Here is a 25,513-nt window from a genome sequence, read left to right on the forward strand (position 1 = left end):
ACCGGCCTGCGGCTGCAGTGCTCAGATTGCGGCATGCTGTTCTCGATACTCGCTGCGCTGGGCCAGCCCGACTTTCAGGTAGTCGACCAGTTGCCTGACTTTGGGCGATAGATGCCGCTGCTGCGGGTACAGCGCCCAGACCGCGGTATGCGGCGGCTGGTGCTGCGGCAGCAGGGCGCGCAGAGCGCCGCTGCGCAGGTGCTCCTGCACGTAATAGTCCGGTAGCTGACACAGACCGAAGCCACGCAGCGCCGCGTCCAGCACCGCCTGACCGCTGTTGCAGCGCCAGTTACCCTGGATGCGCACCGGCAGTTCGCGGCCGCGTTGCTGGAAGGTCCAGACATCACTGCTACCAATCAGGCAGTTGTGCCGGGGCAGCTCCGACAGGCTGTGCGGCGCGCCAAAGCGCTCCAGATAGGACGGTGCGGCGCACAGGTACATGTGGCGAGGGGCGATGCGCGTGGCAATCAGGCTGGAGTCCTGCAGCCGTCCCAGACGAATGGCCAGGTCATAGCTGCCGTGCAGCAGATCAAGGGTCTGGTTGGTCAGGGTCATCTCCACCCGCAGCTGCGGGTGCTGCTGCATGAAGTCGTTGACCAGCGGCATGATAAAGCTCTCGCCATAGGCTACCGCGCAGGTCATGCGTAGCAGCCCCTTGGGTTCGCTGCCCAGATCGGTGATCGCTTGCAGTGCTTCGTCACGGGCGTCGATCAGCCGCTGGCAATGCTGCAGAAACGTCTGGCCGGCCTCGGTCAGGCTGACGCGGCGGGTACTGCGATAGAACAGACGGCTCTGCAGGCGGTCTTCAAGCCGCGCGATCTGGCGGCTGACGTGGGAGGAAGAGACGCCCAGTCGGCTAGCCGCGCCGGTGAAGTGGCCTGACTCGGCGACGGCGACGAATTCGTCGATGCCTTCCCAATTGCTCATGATTATCCCTGTGCAGCAATAATGTTTTGTCTGGTGGGTGATTATCCGCGAAAAAGCTGTCTACTACACTTGCCAACCTGTGTTTACCTCACCCAATGGAGAGATCCCATGATCAAGTCCCGCGCCGCCGTGGCCTTCGCGCCGAATGAACCCCTGCAGATCGTTGAAGTGGATGTTGCTCCGCCGCAGGCCGGTGAGGTGCTGATTCGCATCGTCGCCTCTGGTGTCTGCCACACCGACGCCTACACCCTGTCCGGTCAGGACAGCGAAGGCGTGTTCCCGTGCATCCTCGGTCACGAGGGTGGTGGCGTTGTTGAAGCGGTCGGTGAGGGCGTGACCTCCGTCAAGGTTGGCGATCACGTGATTCCGCTGTATACCGCCGAGTGCCGCGAGTGCAAATTCTGCAAATCCGGCAAGACCAACCTGTGCAGCTCGGTGCGCACCACTCAGGGAAAGGGCCTGATGCCGGACGGCACCAGCCGCTTCAGCTACAACGGCGAGCCGGTCTATCACTACATGGGTTGTTCCACCTTCTCCGAGTACACGGTGCTGCCGGAAGTCTCGGTCGCTGTGATTCCGAAAGAAGCGCCGCTGGAGAAAGTCTGTCTGCTGGGCTGTGGCGTCACGACGGGTATCGGCGCTGTGCTCAACACCGCCAAGGTGGAAGCCGGTTCAACTGTCGCTATCTTCGGCCTGGGCGGGATCGGTTTGGCGGCCATCATCGGCGCCAAGATGGCCGGTGCCAGCCGCATCATCGGTATCGACATCAACCCGGCCAAGGAAGCAATCGCCCGTGAGCTGGGGCTGAACGAGTTCGTCAATCCCAAGGATCACGACAAGCCGATTCAGGAAGTGATCGTCGATATGACCGACGGCGGCGTGGATTACAGCTTCGAGTGCATCGGCAACGTACAGCTGATGCGCGCAGCGCTGGAGTGCTGCCACAAGGGTTGGGGCGAGTCCACCATCATTGGTGTGGCGCCGGCGGGTGCCGAGATCAGCACCCGTCCGTTCCAGCTGGTGACCGGTCGCGTCTGGCGCGGCAGTGCCTTCGGTGGCGTCAAGGGCCGTACCGAACTGCCGAGCTATGTCGAAAAGTCACAGACTGGTGAAATCCCGCTGGATAGCTTCATCACCCACACCATGGGTTTGGAGCAGATCAACGAAGCGTTTGAACTGATGCACGAAGGCAAGAGCATTCGTACCGTCATTCATTTCTGAGCAGAACCCGCATGCAGGGCGTGAGCGCACGTCTTGCATGCTGTGATCTTGGTTATCCGTTTTGGGGATTGCAATGAACGATATTGAACTGATCTCGGCCAACAAAAGCTTTGGCGGCTGGCTCAAGCGCTATCGCCACCGCTCTCAGGTGCTGCACTGCGATATGGTGTTCGGCATCTACCTGCCACCGCAGGCAGATCTGGGCAAGCCGCTGCCGGTCCTGTATTGGCTGTCGGGTCTGACCTGCACCGATGAAAACTTTATGCAGAAGGCCGGCGCGCAGCGTCTGGCTGCCGAGTTGGGCATGGTCATCGTTGCGCCAGACACCAGCCCGCGCGGCGAAGGCGTGCCGGATGACGCGGAGGGTGCCTATGACTTCGGTCTGGGCGCCGGTTTCTATGTCAACGCCACCGAGCAGCCCTGGGCGCAGCACTACCGTATGTACGACTACGTGGTGCAGGAGCTGCCGGCGCTGATCGAAGAGCACTTCCCGGTATCGGACCAGCGTTCGATCAGTGGCCACTCGATGGGCGGCCACGGAGCGTTGATCTGTGCGCTGAAAAACCCCGGCCGCTATCGCTCGGTTTCGGCCTTTGCACCGATCTCAAACCCGAGCGACTGCCCGTGGGGTCATAAGGCGCTGGGGCAATATCTGGGCAACGACAGAGCTGCCTGGAAGGCGTGGGATGCCTGCGAGCTGCTGGCCGACGCGACTGAGCGCCTGCCGCTGCTGGTGGATCAAGGCGAGTCCGACAACTTTCTGGCTGAACAGCTCAAGCCGGAAGCGCTTGAAGCCGCGGCTGCGGCAGCGGGTCATCCGCTGACACTGCGTCGTCAGCCCGGCTACGACCACAGCTACTACTTCATTGCCAGCTTCATCGACGACCACCTGCGTCATCATGCGGCGGCGCTCGGCCTCTGAGCGGCTGCAGCGCGCGCATGAACTGTCCCTTGTCATGTCGAGGCGGTAGAATCGCCGCCATCGACTGACGGGAGACAAGGCATGCGCATAGGGCACGGTTACGACGTTCATTGCTTCGGCGAAGGCGACTACATCACCTTGGGTGGTGTTCGCATCGCGCACAGCCGCGGCCTGGTTGCCCACTCCGACGGTGATGTTTTGCTGCACGCATTGGCAGATGCCCTGCTTGGTGCGGCAGCATTGGGTGACATCGGCCAGCACTTCCCCGATACCGACCCGGAATTTAAAGGCGCGGACAGTCGGGTGCTGCTGCGCCACGTAGTGGGCCTGCTGCGCGAGCGCGGCTGGAAGGTCGGCAATGTTGACGCCACTATCGTCGCTCAACGTCCGAAGATGGCACCGCATATCCCGCTGATGCGTGAGCAGATCGCTGCCGATCTGGGCGTGGCGCTTGATCAGGTCAACGTCAAGGCAACCACCACTGAAAAGCTCGGTTTCACCGGTCGTGAGGAGGGGATTGCCGTGCATGCGGTGGCCCTGTTGCTCGCCGATGACTGAGCAACTGCTGGGGCCGCGGGCCTGGGGCAAAAGCTGCGGCAGGGCAACACTCAAAGCAACGCCTGACGACTTTCGCGTTACCGAGGTGCTGGATATCGCCCTCAGTGGCGCTGGTGAACACCTCTGGTTGTTGCTTGAAAAGCGCGGCCTGAACACTGAAGAGGTGGCCAGGCAGCTGGCCCGTGCTGCGGGTATCTCGCTGCGCAATGTCAGCTACGCCGGGCTGAAGGACCGTCAGGCGGTAACCCGCCAGTGGTTCAGTTTGCAGTTGCCGGGGCGCGCCGATCCGGATTTCAGTGCGCTGTGGAGCGAGCAGTTGCGTTGCCTTGAGCAGACCCGTCACCAGCGAAAGCTGCAGCGTGGCGCGCACAGTGCCAACAGTTTCTTCATTCGGTTGACCGACCTGCAGGCCGATCAGGCCGAGTTGGATACGCGGCTGCAGATCATCGCCGCTCAGGGCGTGCCCAATTATTTCGGGCCGCAGCGCTTTGGTCGTGACGGTAGCAACCTGCACGACGCCCGCCGTTGGGCCGGGCAGGGCGGCTATCCGCCGGCACGCGGCACACGGTCGCGGTTGCTGTCGACGGCCCGCAGTCTGCTGTTTAACCGGATGCTGGCTAGGCGCGTGGCTGATGGCAGCTGGAACCGCATTCTGGACGGCGACTGTCTGGCCTTTACCAACAGCCGGAGCCAGTTTCCGGCCAGTGAGCTGGCACCTGACGACCCGCGCCCGGCGGCGTTGGATCTGCACCCAACTGCATCGCTTTGGGGAACCGGTGAGCTGGCCAGTAGTGGCGCCACGGCGCAGCTTGAGCAACAGGTTGCAGCGGCAGAACCGGAACTCACTGCGTGGCTGGAAGGGGCTGGCCTAGAGCAAGCGAGACGGATTTTACGCCTCCCCATTCAGGGACTTACGTGGCATTATCCGTCCACCGATTGTCTCGAACTGGAATTTACCCTGCCTACCGGCTGCTTCGCTACGGCGTTGCTGCACGAGCTGCTGGAACTCTCCAGTGCCCCCGGTGGCGGGCTGGAAACGGAAAACTGATGCGAATTCTGATTGCCAACGATGATGGTGTACTGGCGCCGGGGATCAAAGCCCTGCACGGTGCGCTCGCCGATTATGCCGATTGTGTGGTGGTTGCGCCCGCCGAGGACCGCAGCGGTGCGAGCAGCGCCCTGAGTCTGGATCGGCCGCTGCGCCCGTTCACGCTGGAAAACGGCTATATCGGTGTCAATGGCACCCCGACCGATTGCGTGCATCTGGGGCTTAACGCGCTGTTTGAAGACAGCATCGACATGGTGGTTGCGGGCATTAACCTCGGCGCCAACCTTGGCGACGATGTGCTGTATTCCGGCACTGTCGCTGCGGCGCTCGAAGGTCGCTTTTTGTCGCGTCCAGCGATGGCGTTCTCACTGACCGGCCGGCAACCCGACAACCTGCCGACCGCGGCCCATTTCGCTCGGCAGATGGTGGAAGCCCACGATCAGCTCGACCTGCCACCGCGCACGGTTCTCAATATCAACGTGCCGAACCTTCCGCTGGAGCACATCAAAGGTGTGCGCTTGACGCGCTTGGGACATCGCGCCCGTGCCGCCAAGCCAGTGAAGTGGGTCGACCCGCGAGGCAAGGAAGGCTACTGGATCTCGGTTGCGGGCGACGCGGAAGACGGCGGTGAGGGCACCGACTTTCACGCGATCATGCAGGGCTATGTCTCGGTCACGCCGCTACGAGTAGACAAGACTATGTACGAGGTGTTCGACCACCTGGAAAACTGGCTGGACGGACTGGTTTGAGGATGGGACACGACGACCTTTATCGCGCCGGGATCGGCATGACGTCTCAGCGTACACGTGAGCGACTGCTTGAGCGTCTGTTCGAAGAAGGCATACGTAACCTGCATGTGCTGGAGGCGATTCGTCGGACGCCGCGTCATCTGTTCGTCGACGAGGCTCTTTCGCACCGCGCTTACGAAGACACAGCGCTGCCGATTGGCCATAACCAGACCCTATCCCAGCCGTATATTGTCGCTCGCATGACCGAACTGCTGCTTGGTGGTGGGCCGCTCGACAAGGTTATGGAAGTCGGCACCGGCTCTGGTTATCAGACTGCGATTCTGGCCAAGGTGGTTGAGCGTGTATTCAGCGTTGAGCGTATTCTGCCGCTGCAGGAACGCGCCAAGCGGGTACTCAAGGAAATCGACGTGCGCAATGTGGTGTTCCGCCACGCCGATGGCAATTGGGGCTGGCCGCAATACGGGCCGTACGACGCCATCCTGGTCACCGCCGCGCCGGCTGAAATTCCGCGTGAGCTGCTTGGCCAACTGGCCGATGGCGGTCGGCTGGTCATTCCGGTGGGCGAGCATGAACAGCACCTGATGCTGGTAATTCGTCACGGCGACGACTTCACCTATCAGCAGGTCGAGCCGGTGCGCTTTGTACCGCTCCTGGCGGGCGCTATCCACTCCTGATCGACTCAGCAAGGAATCTTCCGTGAAGGAATACCTTTTCATTTTTCTCCGTGGTGTGGCCATGGGGGCCGCCGACGTGGTGCCCGGTGTGTCGGGCGGCACCATTGCGTTTATCTCGGGGATCTATGATCGCCTGCTGGCCGCCATTGCTGCCTGTACCCCGGACAAGCTGGTCTGGCTGCTACGGGGGCGCATTGCGGATACCTGGCGGGCAATCGACGGCGCGTTTCTGGTGACGTTGCTGGCGGGCATCCTCTCCAGCATCGCAACGCTCGCGCGCCTGATTACTTACCTGCTGGCGAATCACGGGTTGCTCGTATGGTCGTTCTTTTTCGGTCTGATTGTGGTGTCGGTCTACCTGGTCGGACGTGAAATCCCGCGCTGGAATCTGGCGGCTATCGTGGCAGCGATGCTCGGCGGTGCGTTCGCATATCTGATTACCGTTGCCTCGCCGCTAGCCTTGAGCATGACCCCGCTGAACGTTTTTCTTGGCGGCTGCATAGCGATTTGCGCAATGATCCTGCCCGGCATCTCTGGCAGCTTCATCCTGCTGCTGCTGGGGCTTTATTCAGGCGTGCTGCAGGCAGTGAAAAGCGCGGACTTTGGCTTGCTTGGGCTGTTCGCGTTGGGCTGCGTCACCGGGTTGCTGAGCTTCGCGCGCCTGTTGTCATGGCTGTTGCGCCATGCCCGCAGCGTTACGTTGGCGTTCCTGACAGGCCTGCTGGTCGGCTCGTTGAACAAAGTCTGGCCGTGGAAACAAACCCTCAGCTGGCGGGTCAATAGCCACGGCGAGCAGGTGCCGCTGCAGGAGACGAATCTGCTGCCGCATCAATATGCCGAACTGACTGGAGAGCCTTCGCTCTGGCAGGCTGGGTTGGCGTTGATGGTGCTCGGCGTGGTATTAGTGTTGCTATTGGAGTGGTGGGGACGGCGCGCTTCAGCCTGACTGAGAGTTGGATGCGTGCCGCAGGCGAGACTGAACGGGAGCCAACCAGGAATGGGGCTGTGTGTGCGTTACGGGCATGGGGCCGTTGAGCCGTTGAAACGTGCCGGTATAGTGTTATTGGCGGCGCTATTATCCGCCTGTGCCGGGCCATCCGGTACCGTTCCCATTGACGATCGTGGCCGCGGTGGCATGCGTGCGCATACTGTTACCACCGGGTATCACACTGTACAGCGCGGCGAGACGCTGTATCAGATTGCATTCCGCTACGGTTGGGACTGGAAAACCCTGGCCAGCAACAACAATTTGCGTGCGCCCTATACTATTTACCCCGGCCAGCGTATAAGCCTTGCGCGTCGCTCAAATACGCGCATAGCGTCGTCTCCTGTGGTTTCTACACCTCGCGTTACTGCTTTAGCATCAACGCGCAGTCAAACCTCAAGTGTGCGCAGTACCCCTGCTGAAACGAATCCCATCCGCTCTAGCACGAGTGTTTCTGCTTCGCCTGCGCCCACCAGTACAACGCCCGCTAGTTCATCTGCCAGTTCCTCTTCGGCAGGCCCGATCAGTGCGTCGGGCTGGGGCTGGCCGGCACGGGGTCAATTGCTGGCGCGTTTTCAATCAAACGGCAGTTTGAATAAAGGGATTGATATTGCCGGGCAATTGGGTGAGCCTGTCAAGGCAGCAGCTGATGGTGCTGTCGTGTACGCGGGGCGAGGCTTGATCGGCTACGGCGACATGATCATCATCAAGCATGACGAGACCTTCCTCAGTGCCTATGCACATAACAGTCGCCTGTTGGTGAAAGAAGGGGATCAGGTCAAGGTTGGTCAGGTAATTGCCGAGATGGGCAGTAGCGGTACCGACCGGGTCAAGCTGCATTTTGAGATCAGGCGCAAAGGTCAACCTGTAGACCCGTTGGCGTATTTGCCCAGATCTTGATGGTAAGGTGGTACTGAAACAGGTTTGTCATATTCGATAGGCAGTCTGCCAGAACGTGATGGTCCTGTTGCATTGCGACAGTCAGTAGGGACGCACGGCCCAAATGGGGTGGTGGTGTTGGTGGGCTGTGCCGTTACCGCGTTATACCGAAATTGGGGCGCGCATATGGCAGTAAAAAATAAGAAGCAGCCAGACCAGGACGTTGAGCTGAACAGCACGTTGCAAGACAGTGCCATCATGGAAGATGAGGAGGTCAGTGAAATGCCAGTTTCCGTTGACACCAAGCGGATAACGCCGCGCAACCATCGACGCGAGAATGCGTTCGAGTTCACCAAACAGCTGGATGCAACGCAGCTGTATCTCAATGAAATCGGTTTTTCTCCGCTGTTGACCCCCGAAGAGGAAGTGCATTTTGCGCGGCTGGCGCAGAAGGGCGACCCGGCCGGCCGAAAGCGCATGATCGAAAGTAACCTGCGGCTGGTCGTCAAGATCGCCCGGCGTTATGTCAATCGGGGGCTCACCCTGCTCGATCTGATCGAGGAAGGTAACCTCGGCCTGATCCGTGCTGTGGAAAAATTCGACCCCGAGCGCGGCTTCCGGTTCTCGACCTACGCGACCTGGTGGATTCGCCAGACCATCGAGCGGGCGATCATGAACCAGACGCGTACCATTCGCCTGCCGATTCATGTAGTCAAAGAACTGAATATTTACCTTCGTGCGGCCCGTGAGCTGACTCAGAAGCTGGATCATGAACCTTCGCCGGAAGAGATCGCGAACCTGCTGGACAAGCCGGTCGAAGACGTCAAACGTATGCTTGGCCTGAATGAACGGGTCGCGTCGGTTGATATGTCGCTTGGTCCGGATTCCGACAAGACGCTGCTTGATACGCTGACCGATGAGCAGGGTACGGATCCTTGTGATCTGCTGCAGGATGATGATCTCAACGCGAGCATCGACCAGTGGCTGGGCGAGTTGACCGAGAAACAGTGTGAAGTGGTTACGCGGCGCTTCGGTCTGCGTGGTCATGAAAGCAGTACACTGGAAGAGGTCGGCCGGGAGATCGGTCTTACCCGCGAACGGGTTCGACAGATTCAGGTGGAGGCGCTCAAGCGTCTGCGCGACATCCTTGAGCAGCACGGTCTGACCGGTGAATCGCTCTTTCAGTAAGTAGCCAAGATAGCCTTCAGGCGACCAGAAAGCCGTCATGCTTGTGCATGGCGGCTTTTTTGTAATCTCTTTATAGTTGGCGTGGCGCAGGGAGACTGCGCGGCGTCACGGATCGCATTGGAACAGGAGAGAGGAAGATGGAACTGACAACGGTCATCGTGCTGGTAGTGCTGGGCGTTGCGCTGCTTTACGCGATCATGCTGTACAACCAGTTGGTGAGCGTGAAGCACGCGGTCAGCCAAGCCTGGTCCAATATTGATGTGTTGCTGCGTCAGCGCCACGACGAACTGCCCAAGCTGGTCGAGGCCTGCCGCAGATACATGCAACATGAAACCCAGACGCTGGAGCGTGTGATTGCGGCCAGAGGCGCAGTGGCGTCCGCCCGGGCTGACTCGGACGTGAAAGGTGTTGGCCGAGCCGAAACAGCGCTGCGAGCGGGCCTTGGGCAATTGTTTGCGCTGGCAGAGAACTACCCGGACCTTAAGGCCAGTGAGTCCTTCCAGCATCTGCAGGAACGCATCAGCGGCCTGGAAAGCGGAATCGCCGATCGCCGCGAGCTCTATAACGCCGCGGTGAATATCAATAATGTGCGAATTGAGCAATTCCCGGAAGTGCTGCTGGCGCGTCTGTTCACCTTCAAGCCGGCGGAGTTGCTGCAGTTCACCGAGGAAGAAAAGGCCGACGTTGATATTCGGACCCTGTTTTCATGATTAATGTGCACGGCGTACTGCAACTGTCGCCGGCAAACTATTACCTTCTAAGTTCGATCATTACCGCTGTAGCGCTAGTCTGCCTGTACTTCATGCTGACCCGTCTGCGGCGGGCCCGCTGGCTCGAAGACACGCCTACCTCAAAAGTGCGCTCAGCCGCTCAGGGTCTGGTCGAGCTGCAGGGGACGCTGGATGCCGGCGGTCACACGCCGCTTATTTCGCCACTGGGTGAGGTCGATTGCCTGTGGTACCGATTTCGCGTGGAGGAGTATCGCCGCAGCGGCAAGAACGACAACTGGCAAACCGTAGAGCAGGGTGTGTCCGAGCGTCCATTCCTGCTGCGTGATGACACGGGCAGTTGCTGGATCATGCCCAAGGGTGCGGAGGTGCATCCGCGCCAGCGGCGGCGCTGGGAGGGGAGTCAGCGCTGGCCCGGTGGCCGCTCGGTGCGTACCGGCCTGTTGGCGGGCCTCATTGGCAAGCGCTATCGCTATACAGAAGAGTGGTTCACCGAAGGTGAGATGCTGTACGCGCTGGGCTGGTTTGAGAGCCGTGGCGGCGGTCGTGATCAGTTCGATCGCCAGGCCGCTGCGCGACAGGTCATCAGTAGCTGGAAAGCGGACTACGACGACTTGCTTGCTCGCTTTGACCGTAATGGCGACGGCACGCTGGACATGAGTGAATGGGAGCGTGTGCGGCAGGCGGCCGATATTGAGTCGGAGCGGCTGGCGCGGGCGGATGGGCAGCGCCCGCTGGTCCATGCACTGGGTAAGCCGTCACGGCGAGGGTTGCCGTTTATTCTTTCTGACCATCATGAGGCGGACCTGAGCCGTCGTCTGCGCCGTAGTTCACTGTGGAGCCTGGTCGGTTTGGCCGTCAGTGCGCCCCTGGCATGCTGGTTTTGGGTGGCCTAGGTGCTGCGTTTAACTCAGCTCTGACCGCCGAGCCTGGCCGCCCGAGTAACTGTGAACCCAATCAGTGAAGGCTGTTGCCGAGAGCGGGCGACTGTAATAGTAGCCTTGGCCTTCGTTGCAGCCCTGCGCGATGATGTAGGCTTCCTGTTCCGCTGACTCTACCCCTTCGGCGATCACTTCCATGTTCAGGCTGCGGCCCAGTTGGATGATCGCACGAACGATGGTGGCATCGTCTTCATCGACCAGAACGTCCTGCACAAAGCTGCGGTCGATCTTGATCTTGTCCAGCGGCAGGCCGCGCAGATAGCTGAGCGACGAGTAACCGGTTCCGAAGTCATCGATGGCGATCTGTACGCCTGCTTTTTTCAGGCTATTCAGGTGCCCTGCAGCGGCGGAAATATCCTCCATCAGGCCGGTTTCGGTGACTTCCATTTCCAGGCAGCGGGGCGGCAGTTTATAACGCTGGATCAGGTTGGTAACGATCCGTGACAGCTCGCTGTGATGCAGTTGTACGGTCGACAGGTTGACGGCCATGCGCAGATCCGTAAGCCCACTGTCGTGCCAGATACGGAGTTGGCGGCAGGCTTGGTCGAGCACCCATTCGCCGATCTCGATAATGCAGCCGTTCTGTTCGGCCAGCGGAATGAACAGGTCTGGGGGGACCAGTCCGCGCTCAGGGTGATGCCAGCGCAGCAACGCTTCGACGCCGACTACCCGATAGTCGTCGAATGCGACTTGCGGCTGATAGACCAGATGAAACTCGTTGCGCTCAAGCGCGCCGCGCAGTTCTTTATCCAGCTCGCGGCGCACCCGCATTTCGCTGTCGAGGCTGGCGATATAGAACTGATAGCGGTTTCGTGAGCGGGCCTTGGCCAGCATCATCGTCTGCTCTGCCTTCTGCAGCAGCTTCTCGGCGTTATCGCCATCGTCAGGGAACAGGGTGATGCCGATGGTGGCGCGCAGGCTTACGGTGTGCCCACCAATCTCGAACGGGCGGCCCAGATCGTCGAGGATGGTCTGGGCCAGTTCTGCAGCTTCATAAGGCTCATTGACGCCGGTTTGTATCAATGCGAACTGGTCGCCGCCCAGGCGGGCCAGACTACCCAGGCGGCCGCTGTTGGCGCGCAGGCGATCGGCTACGGTCACCAGCAGACTGTCGCCGGACTGATAGCTGAACTGCTCGTTGATTTCCTTGAAATCGTCCAGGCCGCAGCACAGTACGGCGACGCCACGCTGGCGCCGACCGGCATCGCCGAGAATTCGGCTGAGCTGCTCCTGCAGCATGCTGCGGTTTGGCAGGCCGGTCAGGTGGTCGTGCTGAGCCATGTGCAGGAGGTTGGCCTCGGCTTCGCGACGCCGATTGCTGTTGCGCTCAATGGACTCAAGCAGTTCGTTGGCTTTGTTGATCCACAGACCCAGCTCGTTCTTCTCTTGGCCCGGCAACATCGGAATGTGCATCTTGCCCGGGTGATCTGGGTTGATGTCGCTGATACGGCTGATGATGCCAGCCAACGGTTTGGTCAGCAGCAGGTAGTAGAGCAGATATAGTGCCAGAGCCATGGCGATGGCACGCAGGACGCCGGAGAGCAGGATAATCAGTGAGCTTTCGAGGAAATCTTCGCCGTAGGGCGCGGTGTCGAGCACGATGCGCAGGTCGCCATAGTACTCGTTGTACGGCTCTCGGCCGAACAGGCCGACGCTGTAGTGCTGTTCTACGCCAAACAACCAGTCGGTAACACCGCGCACGGGGGAGTCGGCGAGAGGGCGTTCGCGGCTGGCAAGTTGCGTTTCGTCAGGGTGTCCGATGGAGGCAAACCGAACAGCGGGATGTTCGAACAGCCCGCCGATAACCTGCAGCGCCATTTCCCGGTCCAGGCTGTAGACCGCTTGCGTCGCAGGATCTTGGGACATCGCCAGGATTTGTTCGGCGGTGCGGTTGATTTGCTGGCGTTCTTTACGCCAGTCAAATGCGATCTGTCCAAGGCTTAACACCAAACCTACCAGCAACGCCCAAAGCAATACCAGGCGGAGTAGCTTGATGGAGAGACTATGCCGGCGCTCGAGCTTCAACGTCTTCTTATTCCTTTATCCTGATGGATCGCGCGTTTAGGCCATCATGCAGGCAATTCCAGCGCCTGCGCAAGACTCGCAAACCACAATATTCAGGGCCGCGTCATTCGAGTATCGACAATCTGGCGGGTGAGGTCAAAGTGCAATCATTTTAAGGCCCCCAAAAGCACAACACCCTGCCGAGGCAGGGTGTTGTGGGGACGCAAAGTCAGTCAGGATCAGGCAGCGAAATTCTTCGCTACGAAGTCCCAGTTGACCAGGTTCCAGAATGCTTCTACGTACTTCGGACGCGCATTGCGGTAGTCGATGTAGTAAGCGTGCTCCCAAACGTCACAGGTCAGCAGCGGGGTGTCGCCGCTGGTCAGCGGGCAGCCTGCGCCGATGGTGCTGGCCAGGGCCAGGGAACCGTCAGCTTTCTTGACCAGCCAGCCCCAGCCGGAACCGAAGGTGCCGATGGAAACCTTGCTGAACTCTTCCTTGAATGCTGCGAAGGAACCGAACGCCTTGTTGATGGCTTCGGCCAGTTCGCCAGTCGGCTCTCCGCCGCCGTTCGGGCTCAGGCAGTTCCAGTAGAAAGTGTGGTTCCAGATTTGCGCCGCGTTGTTGAACACGCCGCCGCTGGAAGTCTTGATGATTTCTTCCAGGCTCTTGCCTTCGTACTCGGTGCCCGGAACCATGTTGTTCAGGTTCACAACGTAGGTGTTGTGATGCTTGCCGTGGTGGAAGTCCAGGGTCTCTGCAGAGATGTGCGGTTCCAGTGCATTCTTTTCGTAGGGGAGTGCGGGTAATTCAAAAGCCATGGTTTATCTCCATCGTCAGGTATCACGTTCCGGAAACGATCGTATCGTTCGTCTCGACGGCTGGCCTGGGCCGCAAGGGCCCCTGGGCGAACCGTCTACGCCTTCTTGTCGGCAGCTGGTACTCGCTCCGCCGGGCGCTGCCCGTCTTGCGATCGGGAAGCCCCGATCATAGCACCTGAATGTGTCGCTATCCACGCACCTTCCATGTGGTTTTAGGACGTCCAGACGGTCTGCAGCGCGGGTTTTGCCAGCGACCAGGCAATCGCCAGCATCATCGCCGCGACTGCGATGTCGATACAGCGCCAGGTAATGGGGCGGTGCAGTACCGGAGCAAGGCGCGCCGAGCCGAGTGCCAGCAGCGTGAACCAAAGAATCGATGCGCTGGCTGCGCCGAGGGCGAACACCAGCGGCAGGCTATGTTGCGCGGCGAGGCTGCCGATCAGGACCATGGTGTCGAGATAGACATGGGGGTTGAGGAGGGTGACGGCCAGGGTCGACATCAGCACGGTGCGGCGTGAACGCGATGGTGCGTGCATGGCCTCCAGGCCACGCGGAGAAAGGGCGCGCATCAACGCCTGCAGTGCGTAGACGGTGAGGAAGGCTACTCCGCCCCAGCGAGTGATTTCCATTGCCAGCGGGTGGGCCTGCAACAGTGCAGCGAGGCCGAAGGTTCCTGCGAGAATCAGGATGGCATCGCAGGTCATGCAGATCAGTGCGACGCTGATGTGATGTTCCCGGCGCAGGCCTTGGGCGAGCACAAAGGCGTTCTGCGCACCGATGGCCATGATCAGGCCGGCGGCGGCGATTAGTCCGCTGAAATAACTGTAGAAAAGCGAGGGCATGGTGGGCTCCGACTGAAAACGGCGCCAGTGTGCAGTAGATTGTGAGATTAGAAAAAACAATAATGCTGATATCGCATTAGGAAAAATGATCATGCTGGATTACAAGCTTCTGGCCGCGTTGGCTGCGGTGGTCGAACAGGGTGGCTTCGAACGGGCGGCCAGCGTGCTGGGGCTTTCCCAGTCAGCAATTTCGCAGCGCATCAAGCTGCTGGAGGCGCGGTTGGGCGCACCGGTGCTGGTCCGTGCGACACCGCCTCAGGCAACCGCTGCAGGGCAGCGGTTGCTTAACCATGTTCAGCAGGTACGACTGCTGGAGCGAGACCTGCGTCATGACCTTCCGCAGATCGCCAGCGACGCAGGCCGTACTCGGCTGAGGGTGGCGCTCAACGCGGACAGTCTGGCGACCTGGTGGGCGGCGGCGGTTGCGCCATGGTGTGAGCGCGAGCGGGTACTGCTGGACCAGCAGCTGGAGGATCAGGATGTGGGCCTCAGGCGCATGCGCAGTGGTGAGGTCGCGGCATGCGTGTGCGCCGTAGAGCAGCCGGTTGCAGGGGCTCGGAGCCTGTTGCTGGGCGAGATGCATTATCTCGCGGTGGCCAGTCCGGCGTTTATCCAGCGTCACTTCCCCAATGGGTTGGCACAGGCGGATGTGCGCAGTGTCCCCGCTGTTGTCTATGGCCCGGATGATCAGTTGCAGCATCGGTTTGTCCGGCAACTGGGTGTGGACGGCGATTTTGAATATCACCTGTGTCCGTCGTCTGAGGGGTTTGTGCGGATGCTGGAGGCCGGAGTGGGTTGGGGAATGGTGCCCGCGCTGCAAATCACTGACGCCTTGGGTAATGGTCGTTTGCAGGAGTTGCTGCCTGGGTGGTCGCAGCCCGTGCCGCTGTATTGGCACTACTGGCGCACGGGTGGGCAGTTGCTGGAGGGGCTGACTGCGGAGCTCGCGCGCCGGGCACCGGCCCTGCTGGCCTCCGGCGCGTGAGACGGCCGATGCTACTCGATGTGCATGGGGCCTGAGCCCGGCAGCTTCTCGATGCAGTCCGGGCCCAGCAGTCGCGATGGCGTGTAATAGCCGGGCGCTGCTTGGTTTTTCAACAGAAAAGTTACCGCATGCAGCGCCCCTTCAACGGTAACGTCGTAGGCGTTCGCGGTCTCGATACGGGCTACCACCTTCTTGCCTGCCCGGTTCTGCGCCTCTCCCCAGACGTAGCAGCGGGCCGCTTCCCGCTGGTGGTGATCAGGGCCGTGGATGCGTCGGGCAACGAGATATTTGAGCAGTGCCTGGACTGGGGGAAGCCCGAGTAGCGGGCGAAAACGATCAAGCCCGCGCAGGCGCGCGGCCGCACTCGGTGCCATGGGGATAAACACTTCGATGTCGTCGATGCCAGTGGTAAACCAGGCAGTGGCGATATCGCCCCAAGGAATGGTGACGGCGTGCTTGGTGCCGTTGCCAAAGTCGATCTCGCGACTCTGGTAGGCCAGCGGCACCGTCTGAATGCGATCGTCCTTGCGAATACGTCCGCCGTATTTGAGGCCCTCAACCGAGGTTCTTGCGGTGCCCGGAGACAGGGAGCTGACCGTGTCGAAACCGAGCGCCAGGCGGTCGGCGTCGTGCAGGGCCAGCTTCAGCTGCGCCGCTATACAGTCGGTCGGGATGACATCAAAGCCAACGCCGGGACAAATTACGATGCCAGCCTGTTCGGCCTCGGCCTGGCGGCTTTGCGCTGCGACGAAAACATCAATCTCGCCGGTGATGTCCAGGTAGTGACAACCGCTGGCTAAGCACGCATCGATCATCGGCTGGCTGGTGGCGGAAAAGGGGCCGGCGCAGTGCAGTGTGACCCGGATATCTTTCAGGCCGTTGCGTACTTCGTCTGGCTGGCGCAGGTCAAAGCAGCGAAATGGCAGTTGCAGCTCATCTGCGAGCGCTTTGATGGCGTGTTTATCCCGCCCGGCAAGTACCGGTTTCAGGCCTCGCTTGACGGCCGCCTTGGCCAGCAATCGGCCCGTGTAGCCGTTGGCGCCGTAGATCATCCATTGCTGCATGCACTTGCTCCTGAATCACCGGGAGCAATCAGAGTAATGGCTCGGGCTGACTTCTGCCAGCGGCTGACCGCCGGTCTGTGTGCTCAGCCGCGAATGACCTGGCCGCGATAGATGCGAACGCTGCCGCTGGGAGCTTCACCGCGCTCGGCCTCGGCTTCGAGCCGGGCAATATTTTCTTCGCGGTGCTGGAATTGGCGGGAGGCAATCGCCCCCTGCGCTAGCGGCGATGGGCCGTGATCTTCGGTGCCGGGTTTCACCATGTCGGCCAGGCGCGAACCGAGCTCGCGGATTTCTGCTGAAGTGCAGTCTCGGCTCAGACCTATCATGCTCTCTACCGCGTCCGGGTCACCCAGGCGAATGGTCACGCCCAAGGTGCGCTTGATCTGCCGGCGCAGTGCCGTCATGCAATCCAGTGTGGCGCGGTTGAACTGTGCTTCTGCAATCATGCTCATACCCCCCGTAGGTCGTTGGCTGCAAAAGGTGTTATAGCCAAGTCTATTTTCCGCAAGCAGAATGTGTACCAATGTCTGCGCAGGGGCGGATAAATGCTGTTTTGCTGCGGTCAAAGGCCGTTGGCAGGTGTTTTTATGTCATGTTGTGCGGCCTGGTGGTGCATCGCTGCACCGCTCTGGCGCAAGGGTTTCAGGGTATTAATGCTGAGAGGGTGAGATGAAGGAACCGGAGTTGGGTGAGCTGCCAAGCCTCAGTGCGACGCGTGACAGCCATGACAATGAGCGTTTTTCCAAGGCGGCGACTGGCACCTACGCGACCCGCGCCGATGGGGTGGGCGCCGGTGCGTCGAGCGCCGAAGCGCTGCGAGCCGATCCCGTCGCGAAAACGGCTGCGTCTGGAAACGGGCCTTTGTGGGCGCTGTGCGCTGCGTTGACCCTGGCATTGCTGGGGCTGGGGTACTGGACCCATCAGCAGCAAAGCTTGTTGCGTCAGCAGCTGGTGGCAACTCAGAACAGTTTTGCCCGGATCAGTGAAGAAGCCTCCGGGCGAATCCAGGATATCACCGGCAAGGTCTCGGCCACCGAGGACTCCTTGGGTGCTGCCGAGCAGGATCGCAAGGCCCAGTTGGTGCGGATCGAGGAGTTGCTGCAGACCCTGCGTAAAGAGCAGGGCGAGCACAAACAGCAATTGAGCGCCTTGCAGCAGGCTGATCAGCGCAGCAGTGAGCGAGTCAGTGCGCAGCAGACTGCCATTGTGGCGCTGCAGGAGAGTACTGCCAGTATGCTGGCCGAGAGCAAGCAGCGCGCCGAGAGTGTGACCGCCTTGCAACAGCAGCTCACGCAATCTGAGCAGACTGTGCAGCAAATCAAAGAACAGGTGAGTGCTCTGGCAGTCATCCAGTTGCAGCTGGGTCAGCACGCTGAGCAGTTGGACGAGCAGAAGCGGGCGCTGACCGCGTTGCAGAACAAGGGCAACGATGAGGCGCTGCAGGCCATGCGTGCTGAACTGGATCGCCGTATGGCGGCGAACGATCAGGCCTTGCAGGCGATTGACAGCTTCCGCCTGCAGACCAACCGCAGTCTGAATACCCTGCAGAGCCAGGTAGCCGCGCTGCACGCGCAGGTCGAAGGTAACTGATGAACTTCCTCGCCCACTTGCTGCTCGGGTCGCAGTCCCCGGAACAGGCGCTGGGCAGCATGTTGGGTGATTTCGTCAAAGGGCCGGTGCACCAACTGGATCTGCCGGAGTCGGTGCGAGAAGGGATCGTGTTGCATCGGCGCATCGACAGCTATACCGATGCCCATCCGCTGGTGCTGCAGAGCAAGGCCAGGGTGAGCGCCGAGCGCAGGCGCTTCGCCGGCATTCTGGTCGACATGTTCTATGACCACCTGCTGGCGCGGCACTGGTCGCGCTTTGCGGATCGACAGCTAGAGGACTTCACCCGGGACGTGTACCAGCAATTGCGGGCACAACGTGAATGGATGCCCGAGCGTGCCTGGACGGTAGTGCATTACATGAGCGAGCAGGACTGGCTCAGCAGCTATGCCGAACTGGCGCACCTGCATCGGGCCGTCGACAACATGGCGCGGCGCCTGCGCCGGGAAAACGCCCTCCCGGGCGGGGTCGCCGAACTGGAGGCCGCCTACGACGGCTTTGAGGCCGACTTTCTTGCCTTTATGCCTGAGCTGCAGCGCTACGCTGAAGCTCAGGCCGCCGCCTTGACCTCAGCCGGTTCGCTGGTGATCTTGCCGTCATCCAACCCCAGCGCCTGACTGACTGCCGTATGGGCGTTGCGCGCCAGTTGGTTGCGGTTCTGGCTGGTGCTGTCCTGCAGCGGCAGGAACTGCACTTCAACCTCGATATCCTTCGAACCAAGCAGGCGCCACAGGTGCTGCGAGAACTCGTCGTCATCGATGAACGGGGCGATATCGTCGCGCTCGTCGGCGTAGCGGTAGGCAACGGCGACCGGTTGGGTCGGCACCTGCGCATCAATCGCTGCTGACAGCAAGCGGCCGTGGAAGGTTCGTACCCGATCCCCGGCTGTGGTGGTGCCTTCGGCGAAGATCACCAGACTGCGATTGGCGTTGAGTACGCTGGTGAGTTGCTCCTGCACGCTGGCTGAGGTGCCTTGACCGCGCTGGATGAAACAGGTGCCGGCAGCGCTGGCCAGCCAGCCGATCACCGGCCAGCTACGGACTTCGGCCTTGGACAGAAAGTGCACCGGCGCCTGCGCGCCGAGCACGACGATGTCCAGCCAGGATACGTGGTTGCTGACCCAGAGTGCCGTGGCGGCAGTGGGTTTACCGCTGACCTTGACCTGCAGCGGCAGGATGCGAATCAGATTGCGCATCCACCAGCGGGTCAGCTTCTGCCGCTGCTGGTCGACACTGGCCGGGCGCAGCCATTGCATCAATTGCGCCCAGCACACCAGCAACAGGCCACAGCTGATCCAGCCGATCACAGCGATCAGGCGCACGCCCCGGCGGGGCGTGTTTACCGAGCGGCCAGTCATGCTCAGCTCGCCTTGAAGTGGCGCGCGTAGCGCGGGCACAGCTGTTCGCGGCGCAGCAGGATGAATACATCTGCACAGTTGAATTCAGGGTCCCAGCAGGGTTCGCCGCAGATTTTGGCGCCCAGGCGCATGTAGGCTTTGAGTAGCGGCGGCAGCTGCGCAGTGACGTTGTCTGGCAGGCTGCGCTCTGGCAGCGGCAGGCGGGGAATGGCGTTGAGAAATTCGCGGCACAGGTAGCGACTGCGCAGGCGCTGCATGATCGCGTGGGCCTGGATACCGCCATCGTGCATCTCGATGCTGGCGCAGCCCATCAGGTAGCTGTAGTTGCGCTCGTTCATAAGTTGCGCGAGACCAGACCAGAGTACCGAGATGGTTGCTCCGTTGCGGTAGTCGGCGTGGACGCAGGTGCGGCCGATTTCCATGACGTCGCCGCGCAGGTCGGTCAGACCGACCAGCTGGAATTCACTTTCGCTGTAGAAACCGCCGGCACCGCGGGCACGCTCGCTGTCGAGGATGCGCGTGGTGGCGACCACCTCGCCGGTGCGCTGGTCGCGGACGATCAGGTGTTCACAGTGCAGGTCGTAGTGATCCTGGTCGAGTCCTTGTTCGGCGCCGTGCAGGTTGGCACCACACTCTTCGCCAAACACGCGGTAGCGCAGGGCCTGGGCGGCCCGCAGGCTGGATGGGTCTGCGGCCAGCTCTACCGTCAGGCAGCGGTTGGCGGATTCTTCAAAAGCAAGGGCTGCATTTGTCATGGACACCTCCGTCCGGGCATCTTCAGTGATGTTCAGGCTGAGGCTATGGCGTTGCAGTGTCAGGCTTGTGAACAAGTGGTGACGTTCGTGTGACGGTCGCTTCTCTTGATGCAGGTCACTGGTGGTCGGGGCTGGCGCAGATACACTCGCGGCACTCTCTCCCTACATGCAGGTTAAGGTGATCGACTATGGCAAGCCCGCCCCGAGTGTTGTTCGACAATGGTTCGCATCAGGTATTGTGTTTCGATCAATTGGTCACCGGCGACGGCGTGCAGTCAAACCAGTTTCTGATCATCGATCATGACCAGCATGCCTTGCTGGACCCGGGCGGAGATCTCACCTATACGCCGTTGTCCATGGCGGTCAGTCGCTACATCCCGCTGCGGGAGCTGACCTACGTGTTCGCCTCGCATCAGGACCCGGACATCATCGCGTCGCTGGATAAATGGTTCCTGCATACCAATTGTCGGGTGGTCTGCTCCAAGTTGTGGGCGCGTTTTCTGCCGCACCTGAGTGCGGGCTTTCTGACCAAGCACACCGGCATGACCACCACCGAGCGGATGATCGCCGTGCCGGATCGTGGCATGGATGTGCCGCTGGGGCAGACCGTGCTCAAGGTGCTGCCAGCGCATTTTTTGCATTCGGTAGGTAATCTGCACTTCTATGATCCGATCAGTGGCATCCTGTTTTCCGGCGATATGGGGGCATCCATGGTCGACGATGCGGAACCTGTCACCGACTTTGCTGCCCACAAGAGCACGATGGAAGGGTTTCATCGACGCTACATGGCTGGCAACAAGGCCTGCCGTCTGTGGGCCAACATGGTCCGCCAGCTGAAGCCGAAGATGATCGTGCCACAGCATGGACGGCCGTTCGCTGACCCGGATACCATCTCGGCGTTCCTCGACTGGATCAGTAACCTGGAATGCGGCCTCGATCTGTTAACGCAGGAGGACTACCGCATTCCCTCGTAAGACAGGGAGTGACATGACTGCGCGGGTGTACCAGTGGCGAACCGGTAACCGGTTCGACCTGATGATCGACGGTGACAACTTCTTTCCACGTATCCTGGCGGCGCTCGATCAGGCGGTTGAGCGTATCGACATTGAACTCTATCTGGTGGACTCCGGGCGCAGCACACGGCAGTGGCTGGATGTGCTGCAGCGCGCGCGGCAGCGCGGGGTGCAGGTGCGCTGCCTGCTCGATGCGATTGGTACTGACGGGTTGAGTCGCAGCGAGCAGCGCGAGCTGGAGGAGATGGGTGTCGAGCTGCAGTTCTACAACCCCACCAGTCTGTTCAGCGGCCGCCGTCTGTTTCATCGCGACCACCGTAAACTGTTCATCGTTGACCGACGTTACGCCTACGTCGGTGGTACCGGTATCACTGATCCCTTCTGCCAAATTGACCCGAAAACCGGCAAGACGCCCTGGCACGAGCAGATGCTGGAAGTCGAAGGGCCGGTGGTCGAAGACTGGGTCGATCTATTCGAGCGTATGTGGCAGCAGGGCGGACGCCGCGAGAAGCGCGGCCTGTCAGTGGTGCGGCGGGCGCATATACCGCGGGTACCGGCAGGCGGGCAGGGGCATGGTCGCGTCTCCTACATCGGTGCGCGTGAGCAGAAGGAAGTGGTGGTGTCGCTGCTTGCGGCATTGCGCCGGTCTGAACAGCGGGTCTGGCTGGCAACGCCGTACTTTCTTCCCTCATGGCGCATTCGTCGGGCACTGGCGCGGGCAGCCAAACGCGGAGTTGATGTGCGCCTGCTGCTATGCGGTATGACCATCGACCACCCGCCGGTTCGCTATGCGGGCCAGCGTTTCTACACCCGGCTGCTCAAGGCCGGGGTCAAAATCTATGAATACCAGCCGCGTTTTACTCACCTGAAAACGGCGTTGGTAGACGACTGGGTGTCGCTCGGCTCCTGCAACTTCGATCACTGGACGCTGCACTGGAATCTGGAGGCCAACCAGCAAGCGGTTGACCCGGATTTGGCGCAGGCGGTCGCTGACAGCTTCGAGCAGGACTTTGCCGAAAGCTACCTGTGGACGCTGGCTGGCTGGCGCCAACTGGCGTTGTGGCATCGGTTCAAGATTCGTTTCTGGGGGCAGATCAATCGATCGGTGATGTGGCTGTTCGGCATTCCGCGTTGAGCGAACAGCCTGTACCGGCCCCGGTTGGGGCCGGTAGCGGGGTCGATCAGGCAAATACTGGCTTGCGCTTTTCCATAAAGGCGGTCAGTGCTTCCTTGGCCTCTGCACCGCCCAGCAGCTGGGCGAAGTGCTGGCCTTCGGTTTCCATTACCTCGTCCGCGGTTTGGCTGATGCCAGCGCGGATCAGTTGTTTGGTCAGGCGAACCGAGCTCGGTGGCTGTTCGGCGATACGCAGCGCAGCCTTGCGGGCAGCCTGTAGTACCGCTTCACCGGCTGGCAGCGCCTGATTGACCAGGCCAATTTCGGCTGCGCGGGTGCCACTGATCTCCTCGCCCAGCAGCAGCAGTTCGGCGGCGCGTGGGTGACCCAGCAGGCGCGGCAGCAGGAAGCTGGAGCCTGCTTCCGGGCATAGCCCCAGGTTAACGAATGGCATCTTCAGGCGAGCGTTTTCGGCTGCATAGATCAGGTCGCAGTGCAGCAGCATGGTGGTACCGATGCCGACAGCGGGGCCATTGACCGCCGCGATCAGCGGCTTGCTGGCGTGGCAGATCGCTTTGAGGAAGATGTACACCGGGCTGTCAGTGCCGCTGCGTTCGTTCTTGATGAAATCGGCAACGTCATTTCCGCTGGTGAAGCATTCGGTGCTGCCCTGGATGACTACGGCGCGGATACTGGCGTCGTCCTGCGCGGCATTGATGGCCTCGCCCATGGTGCCGTACATCTCACGGGTCAGGGCATTTTTCTTGTCGGCGCGGTTCAGGGTCAGGGTCAGTACGCCCTCGCTGCGGTCGATCAGCAGGTGTTCGCTCACGGTGTACTCCAGTTGTTGTTCGGTTCTTGAGGTGGCATGCATGGTCGCATGCTTTTTACGCCCAACCCAGAACCCTGCGTCTGACGAATGCACCTGCATAAACGCGAGATTATGCGGTGTACTCAGGTGTTGCGGCTGAGGAAGGCTTCGTCGAGGACCTGACGGCCGGGCAGCCCGGCCATGAATAGCGGCTTGCGCAGCCGCTCGACGAACGCGGGAGAGCCGCAGATCAGCGCCTGCGCGCCACGCCCGGGAGAGCGCAGACGGCGCAAATCTGCGTCCAGCTCGCTGCGCGGTCGCAGCTGCAGGCGCAGCTGAGGATGCTGATCCGCCAACTGCTCCAGCGCGGATTGCAGGTAGCAGGGAGTGCCGTCGGCCTGCCAGTGCCAGAGTTGAATGGGCGCATTGTGCTGAGCGGCGAGGGCGCTGCGGGCGATCGCTTGCAGGGGCGCGAGGCCGGTGCCGGATGCCAGCAACAGTAACGGTTGATCGTGCCACGCTGGATCGTAGGTCAGATGCCCACTGGGAGCGCCCAGGTGGCAGGTGCTGCCGAGTGGCAGGTCGCGCAGGGCGCTGCAAAAGGCGCTGTTCTCGCGGTCTTGCAGGTGAAATTCGAGTAGCGGTTCGCCGGGCAGGCTAGCCAGTGAGAACGTGCGTGCCAGCTGGCGTGTAAGCCAGATGACCGCGTGTTGGCCAGCCTGATATCGGATGGCGCGGGCCGGCCGCAGCAGCAGGCGAATAACATTGCCTGGCAGTTGTTCAAACCGCTCAAGGGTTGCCGGCAGACCATCGCTTGCAGGGTCGTGCAGGTGTAGCTGCAGGTCCTGTTCTACTCGGCACTGGCAGGCGAGCAGCCAGCCGTCGGCCTGCTGCTGAGCAGACAGCCCTAGCTGGGCGCCGCCGAGGTCGGCCGGTTTCAGGCTTTGTACCAGACAGCTGTGGCAGTGGCCGGCACGGCACGACCAATTGATTGGCAGGTCGGCCTGACGCAGGACGTCGAGCAGGTTGCTGCCGACGGCAACCTGCAGGTGACGGTCCTTGATCTGAATCTCAGGCATAGCTTGGCTGGTACATCTCGCTGCGGTTGCGCCCGCTGTTCTTGGCCAGATAAAGCGCCTGATCGGCATCGTTCAGGCACACCTCGAAATCATCCTCCGGCTGCAGCAGGGCCAGGCCAGCGGAGAAGGTGCAGTGTACGCCTTCGGGCAGGGCGTCAAACACCTGCTCGGCAAACCTCAGACGCAGGCGCTCAACGCATTGATACAGGGCGTCAGCGTTGGTATTGCCCAGCAGCAATACGAACTCTTCTCCGCCAAAGCGCGCAATCAGGTCGTCATCGCGCAAACTGGACCTGGCCAGCTCGGCAAAGCCTTGGAGAACGTCATCTCCGGCAGCATGGCCGTACAGGTCATTGATGCGTTTGAAGTGATCAAGATCGATCAGCGCAACGCCCATCTGCTGGGTTGGACGCATCAGCGTCATTCTGCGTTGGGCTTCCTGAATAAAGTGTCGGCGGTTGGCCAGTCCGGTCAGCGAATCGGTAGTGGCGAGGTTTTGCAGTTGGCCCATCATGCCGCGCAGGGTTTCCTGGTGTGCCTGCAACGTATTGTGGCGTTGCTGCAGGCGTTCCCGCAGTTCGCGGATATAGCTGGCGGTCATGCTCAGTCCGACCAGAAAGCAGGCGAGGATGAACCACTCGACCAGGTTAAGTGTGAAGTTTTGGGTGTCTGGCTGGTAGTAGTGCTCGATGGTGATGACTGCACCAAAGCAGGCCAGTGCCAGCCCCGCGTGAATCAGGAAGTCCCGGCGCGATAGCTGGAAGATGCCGAAGACTAGGATATTGGCGTAGATCATGATCAGGCTGCCGCGCAGCGGCCCGGCGAAGGCGAGCAGGTAGGTGATCAGCAGGATCGCCACGGCAATCTGGGCGTTGGTCATGCTCGGGTCTTTGAAACGCAGATTCCAGTCGCTGCGAATCAAGGCGAGGAATACCGCCTGGGTGCCTACACCCAAGCCGATGTGGCTCAGCATCAGCCAGATTGACCCCTGATACTGCCCGACAAACCAGGCCACGCTGATCACCACATAGGTGATCAGATAGTTGAGCTGCGCCAGGTAGAAACGCTGCAGCCTCAGGTGTTGGAATTTTTTGTTCTGTGCATCCTGCAGATCGGTCACGCCCGGTGCCTCTCTTTCCAATGATGGCATTATGACGTCAATTTATCGATTGATGGCTGTATTGCAAGTCCTTTTCATTTTTCCTGCGGTAACTGTGACGCTTTTCCCGCTCGCCGCCCG

27 protein-coding genes are annotated in these 25,513 nt (G+C 60.9%); 16 read left to right on the forward strand and 11 right to left on the reverse strand.

Features of this window, described 5'->3' with window-relative positions; genetic code table 11:
- Positions 1 to 21: 21 nt before the first annotated feature.
- Complete coding sequence (locus tag AAFM31_RS06830) at positions 22 to 927, reverse strand: LysR substrate-binding domain-containing protein (protein WP_341707148.1); 906 nt, start codon at positions 925 to 927, stop codon at positions 22 to 24.
- Positions 928 to 1,035: 108 nt separating this feature from the next.
- On the opposite strand from AAFM31_RS06830, the gene AAFM31_RS06835 reads away from it, so the two are divergent.
- The 11 genes from AAFM31_RS06835 (at position 1,036) to AAFM31_RS06885 (ending at position 10,775) form a co-directional block, all read left to right on the forward strand.
- The gene (locus tag AAFM31_RS06835) at positions 1,036 to 2,148 is read left to right on the forward strand and encodes an S-(hydroxymethyl)glutathione dehydrogenase/class III alcohol dehydrogenase (protein ID WP_341707149.1); all 1,113 of its coding nucleotides are present in this window, start codon (positions 1,036 to 1,038) and stop codon (positions 2,146 to 2,148) included.
- 73 nt (positions 2,149 to 2,221) lie between these two features.
- Positions 2,222 to 3,070, forward strand: coding sequence for an S-formylglutathione hydrolase (fghA, locus tag AAFM31_RS06840; protein ID WP_341707150.1), 849 nt, complete (start codon positions 2,222 to 2,224; stop codon positions 3,068 to 3,070).
- An 81-nt stretch (positions 3,071 to 3,151) separates the two neighbouring features.
- Positions 3,152 to 3,628 carry a 2-C-methyl-D-erythritol 2,4-cyclodiphosphate synthase gene (gene ispF, locus AAFM31_RS06845; RefSeq protein ID WP_341707151.1) on the forward strand — a complete coding sequence of 159 codons (477 nt, stop codon included), beginning with the start codon at positions 3,152 to 3,154 and terminating at the stop codon, positions 3,626 to 3,628.
- Positions 3,621 to 4,676 (forward strand): tRNA pseudouridine(13) synthase TruD, encoded by a 1,056-nt coding sequence (gene truD / locus AAFM31_RS06850; RefSeq protein ID WP_341707203.1) that lies wholly within the window; start codon positions 3,621 to 3,623, stop codon positions 4,674 to 4,676. Before ispF ends, truD begins: the two co-directional genes overlap by 8 nt.
- The gene (surE, locus tag AAFM31_RS06855) at positions 4,676 to 5,425 is read left to right on the forward strand and encodes a 5'/3'-nucleotidase SurE (RefSeq protein ID WP_341707152.1); all 750 of its coding nucleotides are present in this window, start codon (positions 4,676 to 4,678) and stop codon (positions 5,423 to 5,425) included. Before truD ends, surE begins: the two co-directional genes overlap by 1 nt.
- A 2-nt stretch (positions 5,426 to 5,427) precedes the next feature.
- Positions 5,428 to 6,099: a protein-L-isoaspartate(D-aspartate) O-methyltransferase gene (locus AAFM31_RS06860; RefSeq protein ID WP_341707153.1), complete on the forward strand. Its 672-nt coding sequence runs from the start codon at positions 5,428 to 5,430 to the stop codon at positions 6,097 to 6,099.
- 22 nt (positions 6,100 to 6,121) lie between these two features.
- Positions 6,122 to 7,045: a DUF368 domain-containing protein gene (locus AAFM31_RS06865; protein ID WP_341707154.1), complete on the forward strand. Its 924-nt coding sequence runs from the start codon at positions 6,122 to 6,124 to the stop codon at positions 7,043 to 7,045.
- Between the two features lie 51 nt (positions 7,046 to 7,096).
- Positions 7,097 to 7,984, forward strand: a complete 888-nt coding sequence (locus tag AAFM31_RS06870; protein ID WP_341707155.1) for a peptidoglycan DD-metalloendopeptidase family protein — start codon at positions 7,097 to 7,099, stop codon at positions 7,982 to 7,984.
- 165 nt (positions 7,985 to 8,149) lie between these two features.
- Positions 8,150 to 9,151, forward strand: a complete 1,002-nt coding sequence (gene rpoS, locus AAFM31_RS06875) for an RNA polymerase sigma factor RpoS (protein WP_341707156.1) — start codon at positions 8,150 to 8,152, stop codon at positions 9,149 to 9,151.
- Positions 9,152 to 9,288: 137 nt separating this feature from the next.
- Positions 9,289 to 9,861 (forward strand): LemA family protein, encoded by a 573-nt coding sequence (locus tag AAFM31_RS06880; protein ID WP_341707157.1) that lies wholly within the window; start codon positions 9,289 to 9,291, stop codon positions 9,859 to 9,861.
- Positions 9,858 to 10,775: a GIDE domain-containing protein gene (locus tag AAFM31_RS06885; protein WP_341707158.1), complete on the forward strand. Its 918-nt coding sequence runs from the start codon at positions 9,858 to 9,860 to the stop codon at positions 10,773 to 10,775. Before AAFM31_RS06880 ends, AAFM31_RS06885 begins: the two co-directional genes overlap by 4 nt.
- 9 nt (positions 10,776 to 10,784) lie before the next feature.
- Here AAFM31_RS06885 and AAFM31_RS06890 read toward each other — a convergent pair whose 3' ends face one another.
- The 3 genes from AAFM31_RS06890 to AAFM31_RS06900 all read right to left on the reverse strand — a co-directional run bounded on the left by AAFM31_RS06890 (position 10,785) and on the right by AAFM31_RS06900 (position 14,487).
- Positions 10,785 to 12,845: an EAL domain-containing protein gene (locus tag AAFM31_RS06890; protein ID WP_341707159.1), complete on the reverse strand. Its 2,061-nt coding sequence runs from the start codon at positions 12,843 to 12,845 to the stop codon at positions 10,785 to 10,787.
- Positions 12,846 to 13,063: 218 nt separating this feature from the next.
- Positions 13,064 to 13,645 (reverse strand): superoxide dismutase [Fe], encoded by a 582-nt coding sequence (sodB, locus tag AAFM31_RS06895; protein WP_341707160.1) that lies wholly within the window; start codon positions 13,643 to 13,645, stop codon positions 13,064 to 13,066.
- A 212-nt stretch (positions 13,646 to 13,857) separates the two neighbouring features.
- Positions 13,858 to 14,487, reverse strand: a complete 630-nt coding sequence (locus AAFM31_RS06900) for a LysE/ArgO family amino acid transporter (RefSeq protein WP_341707161.1) — start codon at positions 14,485 to 14,487, stop codon at positions 13,858 to 13,860.
- 91 nt (positions 14,488 to 14,578) lie between these two features.
- Between AAFM31_RS06900 and AAFM31_RS06905 the strand changes: the two genes are divergently transcribed.
- Positions 14,579 to 15,472, forward strand: coding sequence for a LysR family transcriptional regulator ArgP (locus tag AAFM31_RS06905; protein WP_341707162.1), 894 nt, complete (start codon positions 14,579 to 14,581; stop codon positions 15,470 to 15,472).
- An 11-nt stretch (positions 15,473 to 15,483) separates the two neighbouring features.
- Here the strand turns inward: AAFM31_RS06905 and AAFM31_RS06910 are convergent, their stop codons facing one another.
- Both AAFM31_RS06910 and AAFM31_RS06915 read right to left on the reverse strand, forming a co-directional pair.
- Positions 15,484 to 16,536 carry a saccharopine dehydrogenase NADP-binding domain-containing protein gene (locus AAFM31_RS06910; RefSeq protein ID WP_341707164.1) on the reverse strand — a complete coding sequence of 351 codons (1,053 nt, stop codon included), beginning with the start codon at positions 16,534 to 16,536 and terminating at the stop codon, positions 15,484 to 15,486.
- An 83-nt stretch (positions 16,537 to 16,619) separates the two neighbouring features.
- Positions 16,620 to 16,982 carry a hypothetical protein gene (locus AAFM31_RS06915; protein ID WP_341707165.1) on the reverse strand — a complete coding sequence of 121 codons (363 nt, stop codon included), beginning with the start codon at positions 16,980 to 16,982 and terminating at the stop codon, positions 16,620 to 16,622.
- Positions 16,983 to 17,205: 223 nt separating this feature from the next.
- Between AAFM31_RS06915 and AAFM31_RS06920 the strand changes: the two genes are divergently transcribed.
- Positions 17,206 to 18,126, forward strand: a complete 921-nt coding sequence (locus tag AAFM31_RS06920) for a hypothetical protein (protein WP_341707166.1) — start codon at positions 17,206 to 17,208, stop codon at positions 18,124 to 18,126.
- Entirely contained in the window at positions 18,126 to 18,761 is a 636-nt protein-coding gene (locus AAFM31_RS06925; RefSeq protein ID WP_341707167.1) for an ACP phosphodiesterase, read from the forward strand. The genes AAFM31_RS06920 and AAFM31_RS06925 overlap by 1 nt, the downstream gene beginning before the upstream one ends.
- Here the strand turns inward: AAFM31_RS06925 and AAFM31_RS06930 are convergent.
- Positions 18,695 to 19,501: a lysophospholipid acyltransferase family protein gene (locus tag AAFM31_RS06930; RefSeq protein WP_341707168.1), complete on the reverse strand. Its 807-nt coding sequence runs from the start codon at positions 19,499 to 19,501 to the stop codon at positions 18,695 to 18,697. The genes AAFM31_RS06925 and AAFM31_RS06930 overlap by 67 nt on opposite strands.
- Before the next feature lie 2 nt (positions 19,502 to 19,503).
- Entirely contained in the window at positions 19,504 to 20,256 is a 753-nt protein-coding gene (locus tag AAFM31_RS06935; protein ID WP_371833020.1) for a GNAT family N-acetyltransferase, read from the reverse strand.
- Between the two features lie 188 nt (positions 20,257 to 20,444).
- Here AAFM31_RS06935 and AAFM31_RS06940 point away from each other — a divergent pair, with 188 nt between their 5' ends.
- Together AAFM31_RS06940 and AAFM31_RS06945 are read left to right on the forward strand one after the other, a co-directional pair.
- Positions 20,445 to 21,230, forward strand: a complete 786-nt coding sequence (locus tag AAFM31_RS06940; protein ID WP_341707170.1) for an MBL fold metallo-hydrolase — start codon at positions 20,445 to 20,447, stop codon at positions 21,228 to 21,230.
- A gap of 13 nt (positions 21,231 to 21,243) precedes the next feature.
- Positions 21,244 to 22,404 (forward strand): phosphatidylserine/phosphatidylglycerophosphate/cardiolipin synthase family protein, encoded by a 1,161-nt coding sequence (locus AAFM31_RS06945; protein ID WP_341707172.1) that lies wholly within the window; start codon positions 21,244 to 21,246, stop codon positions 22,402 to 22,404.
- A 46-nt stretch (positions 22,405 to 22,450) separates the two neighbouring features.
- On the opposite strand, the gene AAFM31_RS06950 is transcribed toward AAFM31_RS06945, so the two are convergent.
- The 3 genes from AAFM31_RS06950 to AAFM31_RS06960 form a co-directional block, all read right to left on the reverse strand.
- Positions 22,451 to 23,215, reverse strand: coding sequence for an enoyl-CoA hydratase (locus tag AAFM31_RS06950; protein WP_341707173.1), 765 nt, complete (start codon positions 23,213 to 23,215; stop codon positions 22,451 to 22,453).
- Between the two features lie 122 nt (positions 23,216 to 23,337).
- On the reverse strand, positions 23,338 to 24,273 hold the full coding sequence (locus tag AAFM31_RS06955; protein WP_341707174.1) for a 2Fe-2S iron-sulfur cluster-binding protein: 936 nt from the start codon (positions 24,271 to 24,273) through the stop codon (positions 23,338 to 23,340).
- The gene (locus AAFM31_RS06960; protein WP_341707175.1) at positions 24,266 to 25,393 is read right to left on the reverse strand and encodes a GGDEF domain-containing protein; all 1,128 of its coding nucleotides are present in this window, start codon (positions 25,391 to 25,393) and stop codon (positions 24,266 to 24,268) included. The genes AAFM31_RS06955 and AAFM31_RS06960 overlap by 8 nt, the downstream gene beginning before the upstream one ends.
- Positions 25,394 to 25,513 lie beyond the last annotated feature (120 nt).

The organism is Halopseudomonas sp. (assembly GCF_038130085.1).
GTDB lineage: Bacteria > Pseudomonadota > Gammaproteobacteria > Pseudomonadales > Pseudomonadaceae > Halopseudomonas.

Coding starts and splice junctions, on each gene's coding strand:
- AAFM31_RS06830 (WP_341707148.1), bottom strand. CDS start 927: ATGAGCAATTGGGAAGGCATCGACGAATTCGTCGCCGTCGCCGAGTCA.
- AAFM31_RS06835 (WP_341707149.1), top strand. CDS start 1,036: ATGATCAAGTCCCGCGCCGCCGTGGCCTTCGCGCCGAATGAACCCCTG.
- fghA (WP_341707150.1), top strand. CDS start 2,222: ATGAACGATATTGAACTGATCTCGGCCAACAAAAGCTTTGGCGGCTGG.
- ispF (WP_341707151.1), top strand. CDS start 3,152: ATGCGCATAGGGCACGGTTACGACGTTCATTGCTTCGGCGAAGGCGAC.
- truD (WP_341707203.1), top strand. CDS start 3,621: ATGACTGAGCAACTGCTGGGGCCGCGGGCCTGGGGCAAAAGCTGCGGC.
- surE (WP_341707152.1), top strand. CDS start 4,676: ATGCGAATTCTGATTGCCAACGATGATGGTGTACTGGCGCCGGGGATC.
- AAFM31_RS06860 (WP_341707153.1), top strand. CDS start 5,428: ATGGGACACGACGACCTTTATCGCGCCGGGATCGGCATGACGTCTCAG.
- AAFM31_RS06870 (WP_341707155.1), top strand. CDS start 7,097: ATGGGGCTGTGTGTGCGTTACGGGCATGGGGCCGTTGAGCCGTTGAAA.
- rpoS (WP_341707156.1), top strand. CDS start 8,150: ATGGCAGTAAAAAATAAGAAGCAGCCAGACCAGGACGTTGAGCTGAAC.
- AAFM31_RS06880 (WP_341707157.1), top strand. CDS start 9,289: ATGGAACTGACAACGGTCATCGTGCTGGTAGTGCTGGGCGTTGCGCTG.
- AAFM31_RS06885 (WP_341707158.1), top strand. CDS start 9,858: ATGATTAATGTGCACGGCGTACTGCAACTGTCGCCGGCAAACTATTAC.
- sodB (WP_341707160.1), bottom strand. CDS start 13,645: ATGGCTTTTGAATTACCCGCACTCCCCTACGAAAAGAATGCACTGGAA.
- AAFM31_RS06900 (WP_341707161.1), bottom strand. CDS start 14,487: ATGCCCTCGCTTTTCTACAGTTATTTCAGCGGACTAATCGCCGCCGCC.
- AAFM31_RS06905 (WP_341707162.1), top strand. CDS start 14,579: ATGCTGGATTACAAGCTTCTGGCCGCGTTGGCTGCGGTGGTCGAACAG.
- AAFM31_RS06910 (WP_341707164.1), bottom strand. CDS start 16,536: ATGCAGCAATGGATGATCTACGGCGCCAACGGCTACACGGGCCGATTG.
- AAFM31_RS06915 (WP_341707165.1), bottom strand. CDS start 16,982: ATGATTGCAGAAGCACAGTTCAACCGCGCCACACTGGATTGCATGACG.
- AAFM31_RS06920 (WP_341707166.1), top strand. CDS start 17,206: ATGAAGGAACCGGAGTTGGGTGAGCTGCCAAGCCTCAGTGCGACGCGT.
- AAFM31_RS06925 (WP_341707167.1), top strand. CDS start 18,126: ATGAACTTCCTCGCCCACTTGCTGCTCGGGTCGCAGTCCCCGGAACAG.
- AAFM31_RS06930 (WP_341707168.1), bottom strand. CDS start 19,501: ATGACTGGCCGCTCGGTAAACACGCCCCGCCGGGGCGTGCGCCTGATC.
- AAFM31_RS06935 (WP_371833020.1), bottom strand. CDS start 20,256: ATGACAAATGCAGCCCTTGCTTTTGAAGAATCCGCCAACCGCTGCCTG.
- AAFM31_RS06940 (WP_341707170.1), top strand. CDS start 20,445: ATGGCAAGCCCGCCCCGAGTGTTGTTCGACAATGGTTCGCATCAGGTA.
- AAFM31_RS06945 (WP_341707172.1), top strand. CDS start 21,244: ATGACTGCGCGGGTGTACCAGTGGCGAACCGGTAACCGGTTCGACCTG.
- AAFM31_RS06955 (WP_341707174.1), bottom strand. CDS start 24,273: ATGCCTGAGATTCAGATCAAGGACCGTCACCTGCAGGTTGCCGTCGGC.